Annotated in this window: 20 protein-coding genes and 1 pseudogene; 7 read left to right on the top strand and 14 right to left on the bottom strand. The window is 58.8% G+C overall.

All coding sequences use genetic code 11. The features are described from left to right. Positions 1 to 170: 170 nt before the first annotated feature. The gene (locus ACFWW4_RS18645; RefSeq protein WP_411892234.1) at positions 171 to 1,196 is read left to right on the top strand and encodes a LacI family DNA-binding transcriptional regulator; all 1,026 of its coding nucleotides are present in this window, start codon (positions 171 to 173) and stop codon (positions 1,194 to 1,196) included. Here ACFWW4_RS18645 and ACFWW4_RS18640 read toward each other — a convergent pair whose 3' ends face one another. Then, complete coding sequence (locus ACFWW4_RS18640) at positions 1,197 to 2,195, bottom strand: hypothetical protein (protein ID WP_411892233.1); 999 nt, start codon at positions 2,193 to 2,195, stop codon at positions 1,197 to 1,199. Positions 2,196 to 2,319: 124 nt separating this feature from the next. Here ACFWW4_RS18640 and ACFWW4_RS18635 point away from each other — a divergent pair, with 124 nt between their 5' ends. Continuing rightward, the gene (locus tag ACFWW4_RS18635; RefSeq protein ID WP_411892232.1) at positions 2,320 to 4,365 is read left to right on the top strand and encodes an FAD-dependent oxidoreductase; all 2,046 of its coding nucleotides are present in this window, start codon (positions 2,320 to 2,322) and stop codon (positions 4,363 to 4,365) included. Between the two features lie 63 nt (positions 4,366 to 4,428). Here the strand turns inward: ACFWW4_RS18635 and ACFWW4_RS18630 are convergent, their stop codons facing one another. The 9 genes from ACFWW4_RS18630 to ACFWW4_RS18590 all read right to left on the bottom strand — a co-directional run bounded on the left by ACFWW4_RS18630 (position 4,429) and on the right by ACFWW4_RS18590 (position 15,414). Next, the gene (locus tag ACFWW4_RS18630) at positions 4,429 to 6,036 is read right to left on the bottom strand and encodes an AMP-binding protein (protein WP_411892231.1); all 1,608 of its coding nucleotides are present in this window, start codon (positions 6,034 to 6,036) and stop codon (positions 4,429 to 4,431) included. A gap of 172 nt (positions 6,037 to 6,208) precedes the next feature. Beyond that, a complete protein-coding gene (locus ACFWW4_RS18625) occupies positions 6,209 to 8,407 on the bottom strand; it encodes a 3-hydroxyacyl-CoA dehydrogenase NAD-binding domain-containing protein (protein WP_411892230.1) in 2,199 nt (732 codons plus the stop codon). Further along, entirely contained in the window at positions 8,404 to 9,327 is a 924-nt protein-coding gene (locus tag ACFWW4_RS18620; RefSeq protein ID WP_411892229.1) for a hypothetical protein, read from the bottom strand. The genes ACFWW4_RS18625 and ACFWW4_RS18620 overlap by 4 nt, the downstream gene beginning before the upstream one ends. 6 nt (positions 9,328 to 9,333) lie before the next feature. Continuing rightward, on the bottom strand, positions 9,334 to 10,545 hold the full coding sequence (locus tag ACFWW4_RS18615; protein ID WP_411892228.1) for an acetyl-CoA C-acetyltransferase: 1,212 nt from the start codon (positions 10,543 to 10,545) through the stop codon (positions 9,334 to 9,336). Positions 10,546 to 10,567: 22 nt separating this feature from the next. Further along, complete coding sequence (locus ACFWW4_RS18610; protein ID WP_411892227.1) at positions 10,568 to 11,194, bottom strand: glutathione S-transferase family protein; 627 nt, start codon at positions 11,192 to 11,194, stop codon at positions 10,568 to 10,570. 78 nt (positions 11,195 to 11,272) lie between these two features. Further along, on the bottom strand, positions 11,273 to 13,048 hold the full coding sequence (locus tag ACFWW4_RS18605) for an acyl-CoA dehydrogenase C-terminal domain-containing protein (protein WP_411892226.1): 1,776 nt from the start codon (positions 13,046 to 13,048) through the stop codon (positions 11,273 to 11,275). A gap of 41 nt (positions 13,049 to 13,089) precedes the next feature. Next, positions 13,090 to 13,491, bottom strand: a complete 402-nt coding sequence (locus ACFWW4_RS18600; RefSeq protein WP_393930453.1) for a MerR family transcriptional regulator — start codon at positions 13,489 to 13,491, stop codon at positions 13,090 to 13,092. Positions 13,492 to 13,842: 351 nt separating this feature from the next. After that, positions 13,843 to 14,211, bottom strand: coding sequence for a MerR family transcriptional regulator (locus tag ACFWW4_RS18595; RefSeq protein WP_393930455.1), 369 nt, complete (start codon positions 14,209 to 14,211; stop codon positions 13,843 to 13,845). Positions 14,212 to 14,274: 63 nt separating this feature from the next. Next, the gene (locus tag ACFWW4_RS18590; protein WP_411892225.1) at positions 14,275 to 15,414 is read right to left on the bottom strand and encodes a putative manganese transporter; all 1,140 of its coding nucleotides are present in this window, start codon (positions 15,412 to 15,414) and stop codon (positions 14,275 to 14,277) included. Between the two features lie 107 nt (positions 15,415 to 15,521). On the opposite strand from ACFWW4_RS18590, the gene ACFWW4_RS18585 reads away from it, so the two are divergent. Genes ACFWW4_RS18585 through ACFWW4_RS18575 form a run of 3 tightly spaced genes read left to right on the top strand, consistent with a single transcriptional unit; the run spans position 15,522 to position 17,777 of the window. Next, positions 15,522 to 15,962, top strand: a complete 441-nt coding sequence (locus ACFWW4_RS18585; protein ID WP_393930459.1) for a PaaI family thioesterase — start codon at positions 15,522 to 15,524, stop codon at positions 15,960 to 15,962. Further along, on the top strand, positions 15,959 to 16,453 hold the full coding sequence (locus tag ACFWW4_RS18580) for a PaaI family thioesterase (RefSeq protein ID WP_393930461.1): 495 nt from the start codon (positions 15,959 to 15,961) through the stop codon (positions 16,451 to 16,453). Before ACFWW4_RS18585 ends, ACFWW4_RS18580 begins: the two co-directional genes overlap by 4 nt. After that, on the top strand, positions 16,446 to 17,777 hold the full coding sequence (locus tag ACFWW4_RS18575; RefSeq protein ID WP_411892224.1) for an MATE family efflux transporter: 1,332 nt from the start codon (positions 16,446 to 16,448) through the stop codon (positions 17,775 to 17,777). The genes ACFWW4_RS18580 and ACFWW4_RS18575 overlap by 8 nt, the downstream gene beginning before the upstream one ends. Here ACFWW4_RS18575 and ACFWW4_RS18570 read toward each other — a convergent pair. Beyond that, positions 17,754 to 18,806 (bottom strand): quinone-dependent dihydroorotate dehydrogenase, encoded by a 1,053-nt coding sequence (locus tag ACFWW4_RS18570; RefSeq protein WP_411892223.1) that lies wholly within the window; start codon positions 18,804 to 18,806, stop codon positions 17,754 to 17,756. The genes ACFWW4_RS18575 and ACFWW4_RS18570 overlap by 24 nt on opposite strands. After that, positions 18,803 to 19,135, bottom strand: a complete 333-nt coding sequence (locus ACFWW4_RS18565) for a DUF952 domain-containing protein (RefSeq protein WP_411892272.1) — start codon at positions 19,133 to 19,135, stop codon at positions 18,803 to 18,805. The genes ACFWW4_RS18570 and ACFWW4_RS18565 overlap by 4 nt, the downstream gene beginning before the upstream one ends. A 152-nt stretch (positions 19,136 to 19,287) precedes the next feature. Here ACFWW4_RS18565 and ACFWW4_RS18560 point away from each other — a divergent pair, with 152 nt between their 5' ends. After that, positions 19,288 to 20,850: a bifunctional metallophosphatase/5'-nucleotidase gene (locus ACFWW4_RS18560; RefSeq protein WP_411892222.1), complete on the top strand. Its 1,563-nt coding sequence runs from the start codon at positions 19,288 to 19,290 to the stop codon at positions 20,848 to 20,850. Positions 20,851 to 21,305: 455 nt separating this feature from the next. Continuing rightward, positions 21,306 to 21,499, top strand: a pseudogene (locus ACFWW4_RS18555) (IS3 family transposase); the annotation flags it as partial. An 821-nt stretch (positions 21,500 to 22,320) separates the two neighbouring features. Here ACFWW4_RS18555 and ACFWW4_RS18550 read toward each other — a convergent pair. Then, on the bottom strand, positions 22,321 to 23,214 hold the full coding sequence (locus ACFWW4_RS18550; protein ID WP_411892221.1) for a LysR substrate-binding domain-containing protein: 894 nt from the start codon (positions 23,212 to 23,214) through the stop codon (positions 22,321 to 22,323). 117 nt (positions 23,215 to 23,331) lie between these two features. Next, the coding region (locus tag ACFWW4_RS18545; RefSeq protein WP_411892220.1) for a hypothetical protein at positions 23,332 to 23,585 on the bottom strand (254 nt) is incomplete at its 5' end.

Raw genomic sequence — 23,585 nt, 5'->3', positions numbered from 1 at the left:
AGGCGCGTCGCATCATTGAAACACGACAGCTGCGGCATGATTGCACCCTCCCGGTCACAAGCCGATTCTTGCATCTGATGTAAGCCTTTACATTTCTGCATGCAAGCCTTTACATTCCCTAAGGTAAGTTTCAGCGAATCCAAACGATACAAAGGGCAGGCAGCACCGGAATGAATGGCGACAAACCCACACCTACGCTGCATGACGTGGCAGACTTGGCCGGTGTGTCCACCGCCACGGTATCGCGCTGCCTGAACTTTCCCGACCGGGTAAAACAGGCCACCCGCGACAAGGTGATGGCGGCGGTCAATGCGCTTGGCTATGCGCCCAATTTCGGGGCCCGCGCCATGGCATCGCAGCGAACCAACACAATCGGGGCCATCATTCCCACGATGGAAAACGCGGTGTTCGCCCGTGGCTTGCAGGCGTTCGAGGATGAATTGCGTCAGCACGGCTTTACCCTGCTGGTGGCCAGTTCATCCTACCGCGCCGATGTGGAAGAGGCGCAGATCAGATCACTGATCGCCCGTGGGGCCGACGCCCTGCTGCTGATCGGCCATGACCGCGACCCGGCAATATATCAGTTTCTGGAAGGACAGCGTAAACCGGCGCTGGTCACATGGGCATATGATCCTGCCAATCCGCGCCCGTCGGTCGGGTTTGATAATCGCGCGGCGATGCGGGCCATGGCAGAAAAGGTGCTGGCGCTGCATCATCGCAAGCTGGCGTTGATATCGGCCCCGATGGCGTCAAACGACCGGGCGCGGGCGCGTATGATGGGTATCCGTGATGCGATGGCGGCTTATGGTCTGACGCCGGATGCGCTGGCGGTCATTGAAACGCCCTATGGCATTGAAAACGGGGCTGATGCTTTTGCCCGCCTGATGCAAGCGGATGACAGGCCAACGGCTGTTTTTTGCGGCAATGATGTGTTGGGGGTCGGGGCGCTGCGGCAGGCCCGTACCATGGGGCTGGACGTGCCGGGCGATGTGTCGGTCGTCGGCTTTGACGATATCGAATTGTCGCAAGTGACGTATCCGGCGCTGACCACCGTGCATGTTCCGCACGGCGCGATGGGCCGCAAGGCGGCGCGCGCACTTGTCGCGATGGTGTTGCACGGGCAGCCTGCAGAGATTACCGCTTTGCCGACCGAGATTGTGATGCGCGGATCACTTGCGGCGATTGATCCGGCGTAATCAGTTATTGCAGATGTTTTGCAGGCTGATCCAATCCGCATCGTCGAGGATCGGTGGCAGGACCTGCCCGGCCAGTGGATCAGGGCTCAGGTCAGCGTCGATAACGGCTGCATAGGGCGCATTGGGCACCTGGGCTGCGGCAAAGACCGGGCGAAGGCTGTTGTCATCCACCTCGGCCCAGGGGGTGGCGACGATCGTGGCTGCATTGGCCTGCAATATCTCTGACGGGATTTCCCCGGTCGTTAGCAGTCGAAATGTCGTGCCAAGCCCGGCCTGCCGCAGGACCTGTTCCAGCGGATCGGTCTTTATGCGTGCCGCATGGGCGACCAGCACATAGCCTGCAGCCACAGCCGGATCATCCGTGCCTTGCAGCACGCCGTGATCCAGCACGATCAGTTCACCGGGGATCGCAACCGCCCCTTGCGCCAATTCAGGCACCACCACAATCTGCGTCAGGGTCTTGTGGCCAAACAGCCGTTCGGCCAGCCGCCCCGCCGCCTCAACAGCGGATGGTTCGCGGCAGGCCACCCCCGTCTCGACCTGCATGTGGCCCAGCATCGTGGCCCCGATTTCCGTGCGCTTGGGCAGGGGGACGACGGCCAGTGTCTGCCGGGTCAGCGCGCCGGGTAGCCAGAAGATGGCCAACAGGAGCGTTACGACGATCAGCCCACCGGTCATCCAGTGGCGCAGCTTGCCGGGTTTGGGCCGTTCCTTGTCCAGTGCCGCGCGCACCTGTTCGATGGCGTCGATCATCATCTCATCGGCGATTTCAACCGCCTCGCTGGCGTCTTCGTCCGGCGTATAGATAGCTGGCTGTTCGTCCGGGTTCTGTCGGGTGACAGCAGGCAGGGACCAATGGGTGAGCGGCCGCCCGGCCTTGTCGGAAATCACCAGCGTCGCATCGCCGAACGACACCACGACATCGCGCCGCTGTTCGTCGGGGCCCGCCCGCCAGAGCCCGCCGCTTTCCAGCCGCACGTATTTATCGAGTGCCGTCATTTGCCCCAACTGCCCTTTTCGGCGAGGATACCGCCCTTGGGCGGCGATGTCATGTCGGAAACGGGCAAGACCGGGTAGACCTGCCTGTCGCCCAATGGGGCCAAGCCCAGAAGGAAGAGTGATCATGTCCAAAGACCCGCTGTTGCAGCCCTATCAGCTGAAACATCTGACATTGCGCAACCGGGTGATGACCACCAGCCACGAACCGGCCTATCCCGAAGACGGCATGCCCAAGGACCGCTATATCGCCTATCACGCCGAACGGGCGCGGGCCGGCGTCGCGCTGACCATGACGGCGGGGTCTGCCGTGGTGTCCCGCGACAGCCCGCCATCGTTCAACAATGTGCTGGCTTACCGGGACGAGGTGGTGCCGTGGATCAGGCGGCTGACGGATGCCTGCCACGACGAAGGCTGTGCCGTGATGATCCAGCTGACCCATCTGGGGCGACGCACCGGCTGGAACCGGGGCGATTGGCTGCCGTCGCTGTCATCCGGTCCGCATCGCGAACCCGCGCATCGTGCCTTTCCCAAGGTGATGGAGGATTGGGACATTTCCCGCGTCATTGCCGATTTTGCCGATGCCGCCGAACGGATGCAGGCCGGTGGCATGGACGGGGTCGAGATCGAGGCTTATGGCCACTTGATCGACCAGTTCTGGTCGCCGCTGACCAACAGTCTTGATGGTCGTTATGGCAATGCGACGCTGGAAACCCGGATGCAGTTCGGGCTGGATGTCATTGATGCGATCCGCACCCGGCTTGGTCCGGATTTCATTGTCGGTGTTCGCTTCACGGCGGACGAGGCGGCAAAGGGCGGCATCACGCCCGATATCGGTTTGCAAATGGCAACGCGGCTGAAGGCCACGGGTCAGGTGGATTTTCTGAACGTGATCCGGGGGCGGGTGCACTCCGACCCTGCCTTGACCGATGTGATCCCGGTGCAGGGGATGCGGTCGGCTCCGCATTTGGATTTTGCCGGTTCCGTGCGTGCAGCCACCGGTTTGCCCACTTTTCACGCGGCCCGCATTCCCGATGTGGCGACGGCCCGGCACGCCATCGCGGCCGGGCTTCTTGATATGGTGGGCATGACCCGGGCGCATCTGGCCGATCCGCATATCGTGCGCAAGGTGATGGAAGGGCGCGAGGATGATATCAGGCCTTGCGTCGGGGCGACCTATTGTCTTGACCGGATCTATCAGGGGGGCGAGGCGCTGTGCATTCACAACGCGGCCACGGGGCGCGAATTGCAGATGCCGCAGGTGGTTGCCCCGGCTGCGGCATATAGAAATGTGGTGATCGTGGGGGCCGGGCCAGCCGGGTTGGAGGCCGCGCGCGTCTGCGCCGAACGGGGGCATAGCGTGACGTTGCTGGAGGCCGCTGATACCCCCGGCGGCCAGATCCGCCTGACCGCGCAAAGTCCGCGACGGCGCGAGATGATGGGGATTATCGATTGGCGCATGGCGCAATGTGCGGCCCGTGATGTCACGTTCCGTTTCAACACGCTGGCGGAGGCTGCGGATGTGCGGGCGCTGGCCCCTGATTTGGCGATTATCGCCACGGGCGGTCTGCCCAACCTTGATCTGTTCGAGACGCGGGGTGCTGCGCCCCATGTGATCAGCAGTTGGGATATCCTGTCGGGTGATGTCAAACCGGCGGGGCGTATCCTGATCTATGACGAGGCGGGCGATCATCCAGGGTTGCAGGCGGCAGAGATGGCTGCCGAAGCAGGGGCGGAGGTGGAGGTGATGACGCCCGACCGCAGCTTTGCGCCGGAGGTGATGGGGATGAACCTGACCCCCTATATGCGGGCCCTGCAAAAGCGTGAGGTGACGATGACCGTGGCGCGGCGGTTGCTGTGCGTGGCGCGGGATGGGAACCGGTTGCTGGCGACGATCGGGACGGATTACAGCGATTACACAATGCAGGCCCATTATGATCAGGTGGTGGTGAATTACGGGGTCACACCGCTGGATGATCTGTATTTCGATCTGCGCGACGGATCGTCGAACCGGGGTGAGCTGGATCAGGCGGCGTTTATCGCGGGTGAGCCTCAGGCGTTGAAGACCAATCCTGACGGTACCTATCAGCTTTTCCGGATTGGCGATGTGGTGGCATCGCGCAATACACATGCGGCGATCTATGACGCGTTGCGGCTGTGTCATGTAATGTGATGGCCGGTGTCGCTGTTTCTCTGACGCGAAATGCGCCCCACCCGCCATCCCGCAGAGGATAGGTCAGATCGTTTTGGCCAGTTTGCGCAGTTCGAATTTCTGGATCTTGCCGGTCGAAGTTTTCGGCAGTTCCTGAAACACGACCTTTTTCGGTGTCTTGAAACCGGCCAGGCGGGTGCGGACAAAGGCGATCATTTCTGCCTCGTCTGCGTTGGCCCCGTCCTTCAGTTCGACAAAGGCGCACGGCACTTCGCCCCATTTGTCGTCGGGTTTGGCCACCACGGCGCAGAGATTGACCGCCGGGTGGTGCATCAGCGCGCCCTCGACCTCGACCGAGCTGATGTTTTCGCCGCCTGAAATGATGATATCCTTGGCCCGGTCGGAGATTTGCATTGATCCGTCAGGATGCTGGACGGCCAGATCCTCGGAATGGAAATAGCCGCCCTTGAAGGCCTTTTGCGTGGCTTCGGGATTTTTTAGGTAGCCCTTCATCACCGAATTGCCACGCATGACAATTTCGCCCTGTGTGGCGCCGTCTTTGGTGACCTGCGCCATGGTTTCATCGACGACGGTCACGTCTTCCATCATCGGCATCGCAACACCCTGCCGGGCCTTGATGGCGGCCTGTTCATCGCCGGGCAGATCGTTCCAGGCCGGATCCCAGATGCATTCGGTGACATGGCCATAGGTTTCTGTGAGGCCGTAAACCTGTTTGACGTTGAACCCCAGCTTGCCGATGGCCGCCAATGTGGCTGCGGCGGGTGGTGCACCGGCGGTGAAGACTTCGACCACATGGTCGAAATCGCGCCGTTCCCTGGCGTTGACGATCATGTTCAGCACGATGGGCGCGCCGCCGAAATGGGTGACGCCTTCGTCGGCGATCGCGTCATAGATCGCCGATGCCGTGATATCACGGCAGCAGACGGCTGTGCCGCCGAGCGCGGGCAACATCCATGTGTGGTTCCAGCCGTTGCAGTGAAACAGCGGCACGATCTGCAGGTAGCGCATGAAGAGCGGCAGTTCCCAACTGATCGGCGTGCCCATCGTCATCAGATAGGCGCCCCGGTGGTGGTAGACGACGCCTTTGGGCCGTCCTGTCGTGCCGGAGGTGTAGTTCAGCGCGAGGCTTTCCCATTCGTCCTCGGGCATGATCCAGGCGAAGTCGGGATCGCCGGTGGCCAGAAAATCCTCGTAGTCCTGCTGTTCGCCCATACTGGGGACACCTGCCACCGGATCGGGAACTTCGATGATCATCGGCGCGGGGCCTTCCATTTGCTCGATCGCGTCCATCGCCAAGGGCAGGAACTGGCTGTCGACAAAGGCCAGTTTGGCTTCACCGTGATCAAAAATGTAGGCAACCGTGTCGATATCGAGCCGCGTATTGATTGTGTTCAGCACGGCCCCGCAGGCAGGCACTGCAAAGGCCGCTTCGGATTGCGCGGGGATGTTGGGCAGGATCGTGGCGACGACGTCACCGGGTTGCACGCCAGCCTTGACGAGGGCCGATGCCAGTTGTGACACGCGGCGGTGATATTGCGCATAGGTCAGGCGCTGCTTGCCGTAAACCAGCGCCTCGCGATCCGTAAAGATCCGGGCGGCGCGTTGCAGATGCGACAATGGCGTGAGCGGCACGTAATTCGCGGCACATTTGCCCAGACCCGTTTCATCCATGACCAAACCTCCCCATGGTTACGCAAGCCATTGAACGGAGAATGGCGGCGTCTGACAAGGGGATTCAGGACAGGACCTGTTGGGCCGGTAGGGGATCTGGGTGAGGACCGACTGGCAGCGGGCGGTCACGCGGGGTTGATGCGGCCCCCGTGAAGGGCCGCACCGGGATGTATCAGGCTGCTTTGGCGCTTTGTCCGAAGCGTTTGTAGAATTCCTGACCTTTGTCGGCCATTTCGCGCAGCAGACCGGGTGTCTTGAACCGGTCGCCAAATTCAGCGGTCAACTGGTCGCAGCGTTCGGCGGCATAAGGCGCGCCGATGATGTCGAGCCAGCTGAACGGGCCGCCGGACCATGGGGCAAAGCCCCAGCCGAGGATCGCGCCAACATCGCCTTCGCGGATGTCTTCCAGCACGCCTTCTTCCAGTGCACGGACAGCTTCGAGAACCTGCGCGAAGAGCAGGCGGTGCTGCACGGTGGTCAGGTCGGGTTGTTCGTCGGCAACAGGGTATTGCGCGGTCAGACCGTCCCACAGACCCTGACGTTTGCCTTTGTCGTCATAGGCATAGAAACCAGCGTTTGACTTGCGGCCCAGACGGTTCTGGTCGAACATCCAGAACAGAACCTCGTCCACCTCGCCATCGGGATAGGCATCGCCCATCGCCGCTTTGGTCGCCTTGGCGATCTTCACGCCCAGATCGACGGAAGTTTCATCGACCAGTTGCAGCGGGCCCAGCGGCATGCCGACAAGTTTGGCGGCGTTTTCGATCAGGGCGGGTTCCACCCCTTCCTTCACCATCCGGATCCCTTCGTTGATGTAGGGAATGATGCAGCGGTTGGCGTAGAAGAACCGTTCGTCATTGACGACAATCGGGGTCTTGCGGATCTGGCGGACGTAGTCGAGCGCCTTGGCTACGGCGACAGGCCCCGTTGCCTTGCCCTTGATGATTTCCACCAGCAGCATCTTGTCCACGGGGGAGAAGAAGTGGATGCCGATGAATTTCTCGGGGTCGTTGGACGCCTTGGCCAGTTCGGTGATTGGCAGGGTCGATGTGTTGGTGGCAAAGATGCAATCGGGGCCGGTGACGGCCTGCACTTTGGCGGTGACTTCAGCCTTGACGCCGACGTCTTCGAACACGGCCTCGACGATCAGATCGCAGCCTTCAAGAGCGGCGTAATCGGTTGTGGCGTTGATCAGGCCCAGCACGGCCTCTTTCTTTTCCTCGGTGACTTTCTTGCGGGAAATCCCCTTGTCCATATAGGCGGTGGTGTAGGACTTGCCTTTGTCCGCCGCCTCTTGGCTGGAGTCGATCAGGACGACCTGGATGCCTGCCAGCGCGGAGACCAGAGCGATACCGGCACCCATCATGCCGGCGCCGATGATACCGACCTTTTTGACTTTCTGATCAGGGGCTTCGGGGCGGTTCGCGCCTTTTTCCAGCGCTTCCTTGTTGATGAAGAGGCTGCGGATCATGGCCGACGAGCTTGGGTTCATCAGGACGTTGGTGAACCAGCGGGCCTCGATCTTGAGCGCGGTGTCGAATGGGACCAGTGCGCCTTCGTAAACAGCGGACAGCAGAGCCTTGGCGGCTGGGTAGACGCCCTGGGTCTTGCCGTTGACCATGGCGGACGCACCGACGAAAGTCATGAAACCGGCCGGGTGATAGGGTGCACCGCCGGGCATTTTGTAGCCCTTTTCGTCCCATGGTTTGACGATTTTTGGCTCGGACAGTACCCATTCTTTGGCTTTGGCCAACAGCTCATCCGCTGGCACGACCTCATCAATGACGCCCGCGGCTTTGGCTTTCTTTGGATCGTTCATCTTGCCTTCCAACAGCAGGGGCGATGCAGCCATCGCGCCCAGTTTGCGAACAAGACGGGTTGTTCCGCCGGCACCGGGGAAGATGCCGACCATGATCTCGGGCAGGCCGATCTTGGCCTTCGGATTGTCGGCGGCAAAAATACGGTGACAGGCAAGTGGCAGTTCCAGACCGATGCCCAGAGCGGTGCCGGGTAGGGCGGCCGCAATCGGCTTGCCGCCCTTGTTGGTCTTGGGGTCCATGCCAGCGCGTTCGATCTTGCGCAGCATATGGTGCCCGGCCATGGTGAAATCAAACAGACCCTGTGCCGGGTTGTCGCCGCTTTCGTCGCGGATGCTGGCCAGCACGTTCAGGTCCATGCCCCCGGCAAATGACCCTTCCTTGCCGGATGTGATGATGATGCCCTTGACGGCATCATCGGCAAGTGCGTCGTCAATCAATGCGTTCAGATCCTGCATCGCCTCGCGGCTCATGACGTTCATGGACTTGCCAACGGTGTCCCATGTGATCGTTGTGACGCCATCAGCATCAGTATTCTTTTTAAAGTCGCTCATTTGGATGTCCTTTCGGGATCGATGTCGAGATCGGGCAGACGCGGTGTCGATGACACCTCGGCCCAAAGATGAAAACGGTCGGATGTGTTCAGCATGGCATTGGCGCTGTGGGTTTCGCGCCAAAGCCCGTCTTCGCAGCGGACCAGTCTGACGCGGTTGGGATAAGGCGGGATCAAGCGTGTGCCGTTTCGGATCAGGTGGCTTTCGTGGATGCCCCTGATCTCGTCCTCGGCATGGAAATGCGCCTCTTTGGCGATACGAACAAAATCGGTCGCACCCAGGCCTGCGTATTTTGCCGCAAACTTGAAGAACGTCTTGCGCATTTCGTCAACCGTGCTGACGATTTGCACATCTGTTTCGGTCCGCATCGTGTGCGGCAGCCTGAACGATTTCTGAAAGGCGGCAAAGTCACTTCGCATCATGCTGTCGGTCGTTCGGTCCAGATGATCCTGATAGATTGCCATCGCCTTGTCGTCATTCGCCTTCAGCGGTGACATAGCCTTTGCCTGGGGATCGTCGTCGCGCAACGCATATTCCGATTGCATGATCTTCCAAAAGCCGTCGATGCGCCCCAGCACCGAAAACACCGGATAGGGAGGCAATACCGGTTCGCCGTTCGCGATCACATAACTGGTATGTGTCGCCGTCACCCGGTCAGGCCCGTCAAACGCCGCCGCTTCGCAGGTGCGCCGCAGCTCTGTCACGCCAAGGGATTGGAAATGTTGACACATTTTCTGGAATGTCGCCTCAAGGTCGTCACGTGTGACAAGCCGGATTTCACGATTTTCAGTCGTCAGGGTTTGGGGCAACCCGAACACCGCGGCAAAGCTTTCGAAATCCTGTTGCATGAGGGCGTCCGCCGTCACTTTCAGCAGGTATTCCGATACGTCACGCGCTGTTTTGAGTTCGGGTTGCAGCATACTGTCCTAAACGCGCTCGATAATCGTGGCCGCCCCCATGCCGGAGGCGATGCAAAGCGTGGCAAGGCCGGTGCCTTGGCCGGTGCGCTCTAGCTCATCCAGCAATGTGCCGATGATGATGGCACCTGTGGCACCCAGCGGGTGACCCATCGCGATGGAACCGCCATTGACGTTGACCACGCTGTCATCGACATCAAAGGCCTGCATGAAGCGCAGAACGACAGACGCGAACGCCTCGTTCACCTCGAACAGGTCGATATCGCTGATCGACATGCCCGATTGTTTCATGATGTGTTCTGTCACCGGAACCGGCCCGGTCAGCATGATCGTCGGATCGGTGCCGATCTTGGCGGTGGCCTTGATCCGGGCGCGGGGTTTAAGGCCCATCGCCTCACCCCATTCCTTGGAAGCGACCAGCACACCGGCGGCCCCGTCCACGATGCCAGACGAGTTGCCGGCGTGGTGGATGTGGTTGATCCGCTCCAGATGGGGGTATTTCATCAGCGCGACCTTGTCGAAGCCTGGCATGACCTCACCCATCTGCTGGAAGGCAGGGTTCAGCGAACCCAGTGTCTGCATATCGGTGCCGGGGCGCATGTATTCGTCATGTTCCAGGATCGGCAGGCCGTTCACATCGCGCACAGTGACAACGGATTTCTCGAACCGCTTTTCATCCCATGCTTTTTTCGCGCGCGCTTGGCTTTCCATCGCCAGTTTGTCAGCGTCATCGCGGCTGAAGCCGTATTCGGTGGCGATGATATCGGCGCTGATCCCTTGCGGGACGAAATAGGTGTCCATCGCGATGGACGGATCAACGGCGATCGCAGCCCCGTCCGAGCCCATGGCCACACGGCCCATCATTTCGACGCCACCGGCGATATAGGCCTGACCAGCCCCGCCTTTGACCTGATTGGCGGCAAGGTTCACGGCTTCCATGCCAGAGGCGCAGAAGCGGTTGATCGCCAGACCGGGGATGGATTGGTCAAGGTCAGAGGCCAGCACGGCGGTCCGTGCAAGGCAGCCACCCTGTTCGCCCACTTGAGTCACGTTGCCCCAGATCACATCCTCAACGGCGTGGCCTTCGAGGTTGTTGCGGCTTTTGAGTTCATTGAGCACGCCAGCGGACAGGCGCGCTGCAGTCACTTCGTGCAGGCTGCCGTCTTTGCGGCCCTTGCCACGCGGTGTGCGCACGGCATCATAGATATAGGCTTCGGTCATAAGGTCCTCCGTTGTGGCCGTGCTACCCGAGGGCGCGCGGCATCAGATCATAAGGGTGTTTCCAGCCAGGCTGCGCTGCAATGCGGTCGAGCCATCTGTTGATATTTGGGTACTGGGTCCGGTCGAAGGTGAAGTCTTCGGTGTAGAACAGGTAACCGCAGCAGGCGATATCGGCGATTGTGATTTCATCACTGGCCAGCCAGTCCCGGCCATCAAGCTGCGTTTCGAGAATTTTCAGCGCAGAGCCAAGGCGCATCGCCATGAAGGCGTTGACGTCGGCATTGCGTTTGTCTTCGGGCAGGAAGTTCATATTGAACCGCAAGGGGCCAGCCACGCCGGACACCTTGTGATTGTCAAAGAACATCCAGCGCAACACGTCGCGCCGTTCAGCGGCGGACCGACCGCCCAGTTTCCCGGTTTTGGAACTGATATAGTCCTGAATGACGCCGGATTGGGTCAGGATGGTATCGCCATCTTCCAGTACGGGCACCTCGCCCATGATGTTCAGCGCGCGGAATTCGGGGGTCCGGGTGGCACCTTTGAAGAAGTCCACGAACACAGGTTCCCAAGCCTCATCAACAAGGGTGAGGGTCAGGGCCGCCTTGTAAGCGTTTCCGCTTTCAGCGAAGCAGTGCAGTTTCATGGACATGTAAAAGGCCTCCCAACCCAATCGCGTGACGCATGCTGCGTCGGAGGAGGGCGCGAGTCTCGCGCCCTCTCGATCAGCTTAGAAGTTTGCGGCTTCGAGCGCCATCACAGTGTCGCCACCGGTGTTGATGCGCGACAGATGCATGGATGTGGCAGGCAGTTGGCGGGCCATGTAGTAGCGGCCAGTTGCGATCTTGGTTTCGTAGAATTCAGTGTCAGATGCACCGCCTTCCAATGCTTCCATCGCGGCCTTTGCCATGCGCGCCCACATCAGGCCAAGGCAGACATGGCCCATCATGTGCATGAAGTCATAGGACCCCGACAGCGCATTGTTCGGCTTGGTCGCGTTCTGCATGAAGTACATGCCGGCGGCCTGCAGATCCTTTGATGCGGCTTTCAGCGGCTCAAGGAAGTCTTTCTTCAGGGCCTCGTTGCCTTCATTTTCCTTGATGAAGGTTTTGACCATATCGAAAAACGCCATCACATGCTTGCCGCCATCCTGGGCCAGTTTCCGGCCCACAAGGTCCAGCGCCTGAATGCCGTTGGCGCCTTCGTAGATCATGGCGATCCGGGCGTCGCGGGCATATTGGGACATGCCCCATTCTTCGATATAGCCGTGCCCGCCATAGACCTGCTGGGCTGCTGTGGCGTATTCAAATCCCTTGTCGGTCAGGAAGCCCTTGATGACAGGCGTCATCAGGGAGATCAGGCCGTCCGCATCCGCGTCCTGGTTCTTATGCGCGCGGTCGATCAGGTAGGCGCCCCAGAATGTGAAAGCGCGTGCGCCTTCGACGAAAGATTTCTGGTCCATCAGGTTGCGGCGAATGTCGGGATGCACGATCAGCGGATCGGCAGGGCCATCGGGGTTTTTCACACCGGTCACATCACGCCCTTGCAGACGGTCATTGGCATAGGCGACAGCGTTCTGATAGGCGCTTTCGGCCTGGGCATAGCCTTGCAAGCCCACACCCAGACGCGCCTCGTTCATCATGGTGAACATGGCACGCATGCCCTTGTGTTCTTCACCGACGAGGAAACCGGTGGCTTCGTCGTAGTTCATCACACAGGTCGAGTTGCCGTGGATGCCCATTTTCTCTTCGATCTTGCCACAGGCGACGCCATTGCGAGCACCAAGCGAACCGTCATCGTTGACCATGAACTTGGGCACGATGAAGAGCGACACGCCCTTGATGCCCTCGGGGCCGCCTTGAATTTTGGCGAGGACAAGGTGGATGATGTTGTCGGCCATGTCGTGTTCGCCAGCCGAGATAAAGATCTTCTGGCCAGAGATTTTGTAGGACCCGTCACCGTTTGGCACGGCTTTGGTGCGCATAAGGCCCAGATCGGTGCCGCAATGCGGTTCGGTCAGGTTCATGGTGCCGGTCCATTCGCAGGACACCATTTTGGGCAGGTATTTCTGTTTCTGCTCGTCGGATCCATGCGCATAGATCGCGGAATAGGCACCGTGGGTCAGACCCTGATACATGTTGAATGCCATGTTGGCGGACACGAACGGCTCTTGTGCTGCGGTGTGCATGACGTAAGGAAGGCCTTGGCCACCATAGTCAGGATCGCAGTCCATGGCGGTCCAGCCGCCTTCTTTCATCTGCTCGAAGGCTTCTTTGAATCCAGTTGGGGTGCGGACGACACCATTTTCCATCACGCAGCCTTCGGTATCGCCCACCACGTTCAGGGGGTGCAGGACTTCGGTTGCGATGCGGCCGGCCTCTTCGACAACGGCACCGGTGAAATCGCGGTCAAGGTCTTCGAAGCCTTCGATATCCTGTTCGCTGACTTTCAGCAGATCATGCAGGACAAACTGGATGTCTTTGGTCGGTGCGTTGTAAATCGGCATGTGGTGTCTCTCCTCAGGTCGTGTGTGGTCATCGCGGCGGTTTAGGCCGCGACTGATTTTTCCTTGCTCAGCTGAGCCAGTTTGTCTGCGCCCCAGGCCATCTGTTCCTTAAGTTCGCCAATGGCTTCTTCAAGTTCGGCTTTCTGGGCTTCCATGTCGGCCAAGTGTTGCTGGGCCAGTTCGTATGTCTTGGACAATTGGGCCTCTTGCCCGTCATCCATGTGATAAAGATCCAGCAACTGGCGGATTTCTTCCAGGCTGAAGCCAAAGCGTTTACCGCGCAGGATCAGCTTAAGCCGGGCCCGGTCGCGTTTTGTGAACAGACGCTTCTGGCCTTCGCGGATCGGGAACAGCAGTTCCTTGGCTTCGTAGAACCGAAGCGTCCGGGGCGTTACATCAAAAGCGTCACACATTTGGCGGATGTTCATCGTTTCTGTCGTCATCGTTTCGTTCCTCATGCGGGTTTCGATGCCACGCATTTGCGGAGTCGTGGGCCACCATACAAGCAAAGCTGACGTTAACGTAAACGGAACGTGGCGTCATTTGCAGGCTGACGAAAGGTCAGCAAAAATGACGCGGGGTCAGGCGCAATTAAAAAACAGGGAAAAATTTCACGGAATTCCCCGCAAACGTTTAAAATAAGGGTTTTTGCGGATTATCAAAACGATGATTTCAGCATTTCTAAACGAAACGGGTCCGTTTTTGGCCCGTCAAATGCGGCTTTACTGACGGTGTCGTGATCTTGCAGGGGGCTGGTTGACGCAATGTCAGCCAGCGAAATGCGGGGCGCGTCGTCAGCCCAACGTCTTTGCCGTCTCGTCGCGCAGCGATTTCAGCTCGGCCATTGTATCTTCCAGCTGCTTTTTCTGTTCGGCCAGTTCGATCATCTGCTTGTCGGCCAGCGTGATCCACTCGCGCATCTGCGCTTCGGTGCCTTCGTTTTCATAGATCATCAGCCATTGCCGGATGTCTTCCAGCGAGAAGCCAAAGCGTCGTCCGCGCAGGATCAGCGTCATGCGCGCCAGTTCCTTTGGCCCATAGAACCGCGAACGTCCTTCTTTTTCGGGCGTCAGCAGTTCGATATATTCGTAATAGCGGAGCGTGCGCGGTGTAACGTCGAACTCTGCACACATCTCTTTGAATGAAAGACGTTTTTCTGACATGGCGACCTCCCTTGGCCCCACCGTAGCGTCAAGTTTTCGGTGGGGCAACGGCGGATCAGTGACCTAGTTCATGAAGCCGGGGGCGAAGAAATAGAATGCATAGGCAGCAATCAACGCGGGTATGGTCGAATAGACGGTCGCCCAGATCGCAGCCTTCGGGTTCAGCGCGATGGCGGGGAACAACGCATCCCCATCGTTCGAAATCGCGTTGCCCATCAAGGCGGCGAACGGAATCAGCCCGTTGACATAAAGTGTCGTCACCAGAACTTGCGGGCCGCAGCCCGGTACAAGCCCGATAATAATCGCGATCAGCGGCAGCAGGGGTGCAACGGCGCTGAAGCTTGCCTCCAGATCAAGGCCGGTGAAGGCGACGATATAATCATAGGCCAGATAGGCCCCGATCACCCAGACGGAGATGAAGGCGGTTTCTTCTGCCATGCGCGTGACCGGGCTGTCCTTGGCATTGGTCATGGCCGTCAGGCGCGATGTGGCCCAAATGCCGATCCCGACAGCTGTGCCGGCAAGCCCGACAATGGCGACCAGTGATCCATATACCTCGTAGACATCTAAACCCGACAGCTGCGTGACGCCGATGATCAGGCCGGGGATGGCCAGCGCCAGAAAGGCATAGTCCTTGGCTCGTGTCTTGCCGACAAGTGGTGCCAGTTCGCATTGCTGCGATGCATCGACCTGCATCCTGTCACCCGCCAGCGCATCAACCACCCAGCCTGACAGAATGCCGATGGCGAATGAGAGCGGCAAGACAACAATCGCCGCATCCGGTCGTGTCGCGATCAGCAGAAAGGCCGCGTCGCCCATCGTCGCGGTCAGCGCGGCAACAACAGCCCCGAAACCCACATTGCCCGATGAATAGGCGGCCACAACCACAACCGCGCCACCACAGCCCGGCGTTGCGCCCAGCAATGCGGCGAGCGGGACCTGAAACCCCTTTGCGCCTTTTAACGCCTCGCCGATGTCGAATTTGAAAATCCGCTCTGCCCCGTAGAACAACAGCAGGGTCGCTGCCACAAAGGCGGAGACCTGAACATAGGCATCAATCATCAGCCCGCGCGTCAGTTCACCCAGAAAGCCAGGGGCGACTGCGAGGGCCAGCAGCAGCATGGCAACGATCAGGCGTTTGACGCGGAAAGGCCCGACAAGGCGGGGTAACACAACGGTGGGCAGATTCGTGGACGTATCCATTCGCCAGATCCTTGTTGCGAATTATTCTTAATTGCAGATATAGCACTTGCAGTCACCTCGGCAAGTGCGAAGTTGCACTCAATTCTGCCGCGCACGAAGGAGTGATCATGTCCGATGAACAAAAGGCCCGCAGGGAGCTTCTTGCCCGCAAATTCATCGAGGCGATCCCCCATGCCCGCGCACTGGGCATGGACCTGACCGAGATCGGGGATGGCAAGGCCACGATCTGCATGGACTATGATGATCGCTTTGTCGGTGATCCCGAAACCGGTGTCATCCATGGGGGGGCGGTGTCTGCCCTGATGGATACCTGCGGCGGGGCTGCTGTGATGGCCCATCCCGAAGCCCCGATCGGAACGGCGACCCTAAGCCTTCGGATTGATTATATGCGTCCGGCCACACCGGGTGATCGCATCACGGCCACGGCGGATTGTTATCATGTGACCCGTTCGGTTGCTTTTGTCCGCGCCACGGCTGTTGATGGCGACCCAAGTCGTCCGGTCGCGACCGCTACCGGCACCTTTACCCTCGAAAGGCCAAAATCATGAGCCGCCGCCCTGAACCCGTGCAAATCGTCAAGCAACGCCGCGATGCGACCCTGCGCAAGCTGGTCGAATGTGTGCCTTACATGCAGTATCTGGGGATCGAGATTGACCGGCGTGGTGATGAGCTTACCGGCATCCTGCCGTTTGATGAAGCGCTGATCGGCAACCCAATGCTGCCCGCGTTGCATGGCGGGGTCACCGCGGCGTTCCTTGAGGTCACGGCGATCATGGAACTGAGCTGGGCCATGGTTTGGGAGGATATGGAGGCTGGGCTGGTCACCGATCACGCCCCGCGGATCCGCCTGCCCAAGACGATTGACTTCACGGTTGACTACTTACGGTCCGGCCTGCCGCGCGATGCTTATGCCCGCGCGCGGGTCAACCGGTCGGGCCGCCGTTATGCATCGGTCCATGTCGAGGCTTGGCAGGATAATCGCAGCAAGCTGTTTGCGCAGGCAACGGGCCATTTCCTGATGCCGCCGCGCGATGGCTGAGACGCTGACCAACCGGCGCGTTCTGAAGATCGCGCTGCCCATCGTGCTGTCGAATGCGACCGTGCCGATCCTTGGCGTGGTCGATACCGGCGTCGTGGGGCAATTGGGCGAGGCCGCGCCAATTGGTGCCGTTGGCATCGGCGCCATCATCCTGTCGGCGATCTACTGGATTTTCGGCTTCCTGCGGATGGGGACAACGGGCCTGACATCGCAGGCGAGCGGGGCAGGGGATACCGACGAGGTTGACGCCCTGTTGTCGCGGGCTTTGTTGATCGGGTTCGGGGCAGGGGCGGTCATCATCCTCGCTCAGGTCGCGTTGTTCCACGGGGCCTTTTGGGTCGCACCCGCCAGTGAAGAGGTTGAGACTCTGGCACGCCAGTACATGGTGATCCGGGTCTGGTCTGCCCCGGCCACAATCGCCCTTTACGGGATCACCGGCTGGCTGATCGCGCAGGAACGCACCCGCGCGGTGCTGGCGATTCAGTTCCTGATGAATGGCAGCAACATCGCGCTGAGCTACTATCTGGGGTTGGAACTGGGCTGGGGGGTCGAAGGCGTGGCATGGGCCACGTTCATGGCCGAATGGTCGGGGCTGGCGCTGGGCCTGTGGCTGTGCCGCGCGGCATTTGCCGGGACCGCGTGGCGCACCGCCGCACGCGTTTTTGATCTGGTGCGCCTGAAACATATGGCCATCGTGAATACTGATATCCTGATCCGGTCGGTGTTGTTGCAGGCGATCTTTGTCAGCTTCCTGTTCTACGGTGCGGAGTTTGGCGATGTGCCGTTGGCGGCCAACCAGATCCTTGTGCAGTTTCTCAACGTGACGGCTTACGCACTGGATGGGTTCGCCTTTGCAGCCGAGGCGCTGGTGGGCCGGGCGTTGGGGGCGAAAGCACGCGGTGAGTTGCGGCGCAGTGCGGTGCTGAGCAGTGCGTGGGGCGCGGGGACCTGCGTCGTGCTTGCCATATGCTTTGCGGTGTTCGGAACAACGGTCATCGACGTCATGGCCAAATCGGTCGAGGTGCAGGAGGCCGCGCGTGTCTATCTGCCTTACATGGTCGCGGCCCCTATTGTGGGGGTCGCGGCATGGATGCTGGACGGAATATTCATCGGGGCGACCCGGACAGCGGATATGCGTAACATGATGATCGTATCGACCGTCGTTTATTTCGCTGCTGTCATCCCTTTGATGGCTGCCTTCGGCAATCACGGGCTGTGGCTGGGGTTGCATGTCAGCTTTGTGGTGCGCGGTCTGACACTGGCCTGGAAATATCCGGCGCTTGAGGCTGCCGCCGCGCCCTCAAAGCCAGTCGTTGCGGCCTGATCCAACGGCGTCGGCCACGTTGTCAAATCCGTCCCGGACCAGCAGTTCATCAAGACCTTTGGCAATATCATCGACCAGTGAAAGCCCGCCATAGACCAGTGCGGTGTATAGCTGTACCGCCGATGCACCGGCCCTTATTTTGTCGTAGGCTTGAGCGGCGCTGCCGATCCCGCCGACCCCGACAATAGGCAGGTCCGTCAGCCCCGCCAGTTGGGCCAAAACCCGTGTCGACCTCTCAAAAAGCGGCTGGCCTGAAAGGCCACCGGCCTCAGCCTTGTGCGGCCCGTGCAGCCCGCCCCGATCAAGCGTGGTGTTCGTAGCAATGATTGCGTCGATGCCCGATGTGTTGGCCACTTCGGCGACTTCGCCGATTTCGTCAGTTGTCAGGTCGGGTGCGATCTTGAGGAATACGGGGATGGGTTTGGTCAATTCTGCCCGCGCGTCCATGACTTGGCCCAGAAGTGCGGCAAGCGCCGCCTTACCCTGTAAGTCCCGCAGTTTTTCGGTGTTGGGCGATGACACGTTGACTGTAGCGAAATCCACATAGGGGCCGCAATGCGCCAGCACCGTGGCGAAATCTGCGGATTTGTCGCTGCTGTCCTTATTGGCCCCAAGGTTTAGTCCAACGACCCGACCCGCCGGACGCCGGGCGAGCCTTTGGGCGATGGCCGTCATCCCATCGTTGTTGAATCCGAACCGATTAATGGCCGCCTGATCCTGCGCCAGCCGGAACAAGCGTGGTTTGGGGTTGCCGGGCTGTGGGTGCGGGGTCGCGGCCCCGACCTCCAGAAAGCCGAAACCTGTACGGGCGAGCGGATGCAACGCCGTCGCATTCTTGTCAAAACCCGCCGCCAATCCGATGGGGTTCGGCAGATCGAGACCGGCGAGCGTTGTCTGCAACCGATCAGTGGTAAACGGCCCGCCGCGAGGCCCCAGCCCAGCATTGAGCGCATTGAGTGCCATGCCATGGGCGCGTTCGGGATCCACCTGACGCAATGCGGCCAGCCCAATCTGTTCCAGCAGCTTCATTCCAGCTCCGGAAACTGGTGGACGCCATCAACGATGGGCAGCGGCTTGTGCCATTTGATATCCGACAGGCGCAATTTGCGGTAAAGATGCGGGAAGAGCGCGCCGCCGCGCGAGGCTTCCCATTCCAGGCTGTCCAGTCCTTCGGCTTCTACCGCCAGCAGAACCAGACCTTCCTCGTCCCTAAAATAGAGCTCGGCCGTTCGTGCCACGGTGTCGGAGCCCGAAAAGTGGATGTAGCCGTCGGTCATATCAATCGGGGCACCATCGGTCTCACCTGCGGCCTGCAACGCAGCCCATTCATCGGCTCGGAAGATTTTGTAGATCAACATTCGCGCGTCATCGCGCGCACGGCGCGCAAGGTCAACCCGCAGAGCTGTTACAAAACTGACGTAAGGTCCGTTCGGTACAGGCAGGCGAAGCCGTTTGACTCTACCCATGGCGGGGGTCAATCTGGCCTGCATAACAACAGGGGGAAATCCAAATGATTTCGCGAATTCTAATGACAACCTGCGCTTTGGCGCTGACGGCGGGCACAGCCTATGCCGATTATACTTTGCACGTGATTCACATCAACGATCTGCACAGCCGGATCGAACCGATCAACCGCTTTGATTCGACCTGCAATGCCGAAGACAACGCCGCTGGCGAATGTTTTGGCGGCATCGCGCGCGTGATTACCAAGATCAATGAGTTGCGCGAGGAACTGGCCGGCGAAAACGTCATCGTGCTGGATGCGGGCGACCAGTATCAGGGCAGCCTGATGTACACGACCTACAAGGGCGATGTGGAGGCTGAATTTGCGGAACTTATCGGCTTTGACGCCATGGCCGTGGGCAACCACGAATTCGACGATGGCGATGAAGGGCTGCGCAAGCTGACCGATAATGTGTCCTTCCCGATCATTTCGGGGAATATCGACGTGTCCAGTTCCAATATTCTGGCCGGCCAGGTCGAAAACCATGTGGTTCTTGAGGTTGGTGGACAGAAAATCGGTATCGTTTCGGCGCTGGCCGTTGATACAGTCGAAACCTCCAGCCCATCGGATGCCGTTATCTTCACCGATGAAGCGGAAAGCCTTGGCGCCGATGTTGCAACGCTGGAGGCCGAGGGCATCGACAAGATCATTGCGCTGACCCATGTCGGTGTGAACAGAGACAAGATGATCGCTGAAAACGTTGCCGGACTTGATGCCGTTGTGGGCGGGCATTCTCACACGCTGTTTTCGAACACGGAAGAAGGGGCGATGGCCTATCCGACCATGGTCGGTGACGTACCGGTCGTGCAGGCTTATGCCTATTCAAAGTACATTGGTCATCTGGTGCTGGAATTCGATGATGCTGGCAACGTAACCTCTGCCTCTGGCGATACCATCCTGCTGGATGCAAGCGTGGCCGAGGATGAGGCTGCGGTCGCACGCGTGGCCGAATTGGCCGGACCCATCGAAGAGATGAAGAACCGGGTTGTGGCCGATACCGCAGAACCCATTGAAGGCGACCGTTCCGTTTGCCGCGCGATGGAATGCCCCATGGGTAATCTGGTCGCTGATGCGATGCTGGACCGGGTCAAGGATCAGGGCGTTCAGATCGCGATCCAGAATGGTGGTGGCCTGCGCGCATCCATTGACGCAGGCGAAGTGACGATGGGCGAGGTGCTGACAGTGCTGCCGTTCCAGAACACTTTGTCGACATTTGAGGTCACGGGTGAAGCAATTGTAGCGGCGCTTGAAAACGGGGTTAGCCAGATCGAAGAAGGCGCCGGGCGGTTCCCGCAGGTGGCTGGCATGACCTTTGCGGTCGATGCTGCCGCCGAGCCCGGTTCGCGGATTTCCGACGTCATGGTGGGTGGCGAACCCATTGATCTGGCTGCGACCTATGGTGTGGTGTCCAACAACTATGTCCGCAACGGTGGCGACGGCTATGTGATGTTTGAGGGCGCAGCAAACGCCTATGATTTCGGCCCCGATCTGGCCGACGTCACGGCGGAATACATCGCGGCAAATGCGCCCTACACGCCCTACACCGATGGGCGCATCACGATGAAATAGGCCAGCAGGCTTTGCGAAACGGCGCGCCGCGGGAAACTGCGGCGCGTTTGCGTATCTGAAAGGGTAGAGTTGCAAAAGAGGCGCGTTGGTTTCTTGACGTTATGTGTTCTGTGAAATATGCCCACGGCACAGCGCGCGGGCGTTGTGTAATGGTAAGACCTCAGCCTTCCAAGGAAGCGCTTTGAGTTTCGTGTGGTCGCACGGTGTTGCTAAGAGTTTCATTTCAGAATATCTTGTATGCAGCCACGCGTGATTGCACCTGGTAGCATGTAGTTTCCTACAAAAAAAACAACAAAATGCCAAAGCTAACCGAGACCTTCGCCAATAATTTATCACCTGCAAAGTCCGGGGCCGAGAAGCACTAGGATATCCTTATCCTTTTCATCGATCCGATAGTTCGTCATTTCCGCCAGCGTTCGTGTTGCCACCGCCGTACCAGGGACTGATCCGGTTGTCCGGTGGCCGATCCGAGGTTCAGTTATCGGGCAGAAGACCTCGTGCAGATGTCGAACATGTCTATGGGCGGATCGCCTATCCCAATACGATCAGAGGCGACAACGGCAGCGAGTTCGTCTCGCGCGACCTTGATCACTGGGCCTATGCCAACGACGTCACGCTGGACTTCTCACGACCCGGGAAAGCATCTGACATTGAGATTGCGTCCTTGATACAAAAACTAAGCCCCGACGCTCAAATGCTTTTCGCGGTCAAGTGGGACGCAATAAATAGCAATTTGGTAAAGGCTGCTCCGCTGTTTTCAGCATTGAGGGCTCAGCGCACGACACTCAACGACGTTGTTTGTCCAAAGCTCTAATGTGTCTTCACGGCAAGGATCGGTTGCCAGCCTCTCGATGCACTGGATGTCAAAATGTGCCAACCAGTCTTCCCCATCAACACCCGCGCGTCGAGATCCCTCGCAACCGGCTCTTTGGACGTTTCGAACACGCTTTAATAGAGCTATGCCCGAAAGTTAGTGACTACGTGATTAGGCGGCATTTTTGAATTTGTTTGAATATCCGGTTTTCTGGTTGCGGCACGGCGTAAGAATTTGCGCAACTACGGCAACTTTTTGTACTGCGAGCTTGCGCAGCACAAAAACGAATTCACACAACGGAGCTCGAAGCAGACCTCAGAGGCAGCGCAGTATCAGACTGATCGGCTTTGGCTCCCGAGGGTGAGGACGGCCCTTATGTATGTACCGGCTGCTGTTCGCAAATGATTTGAGGCATGTTCTCGGAGGTTGCTCATATTTATCCGACCTTCTGATCGACACGCGGGTCGTGGCTTTGTTGGGGTTAATCGTTACAATGGATCAATAGTTCTTACCGGACAATTCAAATAGTGGTATACGGAAAACGGTACTCGATAGAGGTATTTCTCCTCATGCCAATTTGCGTTTCGACATTCGCCACTTTTGATAAACATAGTTTATTCTTGATGTCTAAGCGTAGCGGCAAGAGTGGGTCTTCATCAAAGGCCGAGAGGTACTGATGCATTCGGCAAGTATTCTAAAAAATCGGTGACAACCGACATTTGCTCATTTTCTCGCCACGCCGCATGTACGTCAACGGTCGGACCACCGCCTTTCAGCGGCAGGAAAACGACATCATCCCGCCTGAAGTCGCTGACCCATGACGGAACCAACGAGACACCAAGACCTGACGCGACCATTGCGATAATCATGTGCCTTTCATTTGCTTCTTGCAGGATATTGGGTTCGATCCCGTTTGAACGCAGATAGTCGAGAACGACATCAAACATGATGGGGCGGCTGCTGCGCCCAGAAATGACGAGCGGTTCATGCGCAATATCGGAAATCGCTATTTCAGATGAACTTGCAAGCGGGTGACTTTTCGGAAGCGCTGCGACGATAGGTTCGGATAGAATAAACCGTGACTGCAAATGTTCATCATTGGGTGGTTTGCGCACGAACGCAATGTCGAGCGAGCGGTTTTCCAACATGTTCAATGCGGGGGCCGAGAGCATTTCAAACACTTTCAGATTGACGTTCGGATTGACCTCTCTGAAACGACGGACCACGCGCGGCAAAAGCCCTGCCGTCGCTGAATCCACCCCCCCGATCTTTAGAATATGTGCCCCTTCTTCTCCGGCGGATCGCGCTACACGCACTGCGGCCTCAGACTGGGCAATCGTGGCCAATGCCTCTGGCAGAAATGCCTCTCCGGCAGAGGTGAGGCGGACACGTCGCGTCGTGCGAATAAAGAGCGGAACGCCCAAATCATACTCCAGCATCTTGATCTGAGCAGAGAGGGCGGGCTGGGCAAGATGCAAACGTTCGGCCGCACGTCCGAAATGGAGTTCGTCGGCCAACACAACAAATATGCGGAATTGCTTGAGTTTCATACATGCAATTTAGCATGGAAAGCCTATTTATATAGAGGGGTTGATTAATTCTCCGAATTCCGTCCTTGAGCCAATGTTTTCAAGAAAATTGGGTAACCTAAAAATTATTAATAATGATTAACTTATAAAAAACTGCGATGAGTGCGCCTCATCTTTGACAACTTGGACCGCAATGATCCATCTGCAATGCCCGCCACGGTCGCATACGGACGGCTGTCCGGGCACTTTTTCAGACTGGTTAACGAGGACATAGATGATGACCATAAGCCCGAAAACGCGCCTATACGCGTCCACATTTTTGGTCTTAGCAGCGACGACGTTGCCGGCCTTCGCACAGACTGTGACGTTGACGGCGTTGAATGCTGAGATGT

The sequence above is a fragment of the Yoonia sp. SDW83-1 genome (genome assembly GCF_046762885.1).
Taxonomy (GTDB): domain Bacteria; phylum Pseudomonadota; class Alphaproteobacteria; order Rhodobacterales; family Rhodobacteraceae; genus Yoonia.
The sequence above is the reverse complement of the archived record's forward strand: the minus strand, read 5'-3'. Positions and strand labels throughout refer to the sequence as shown.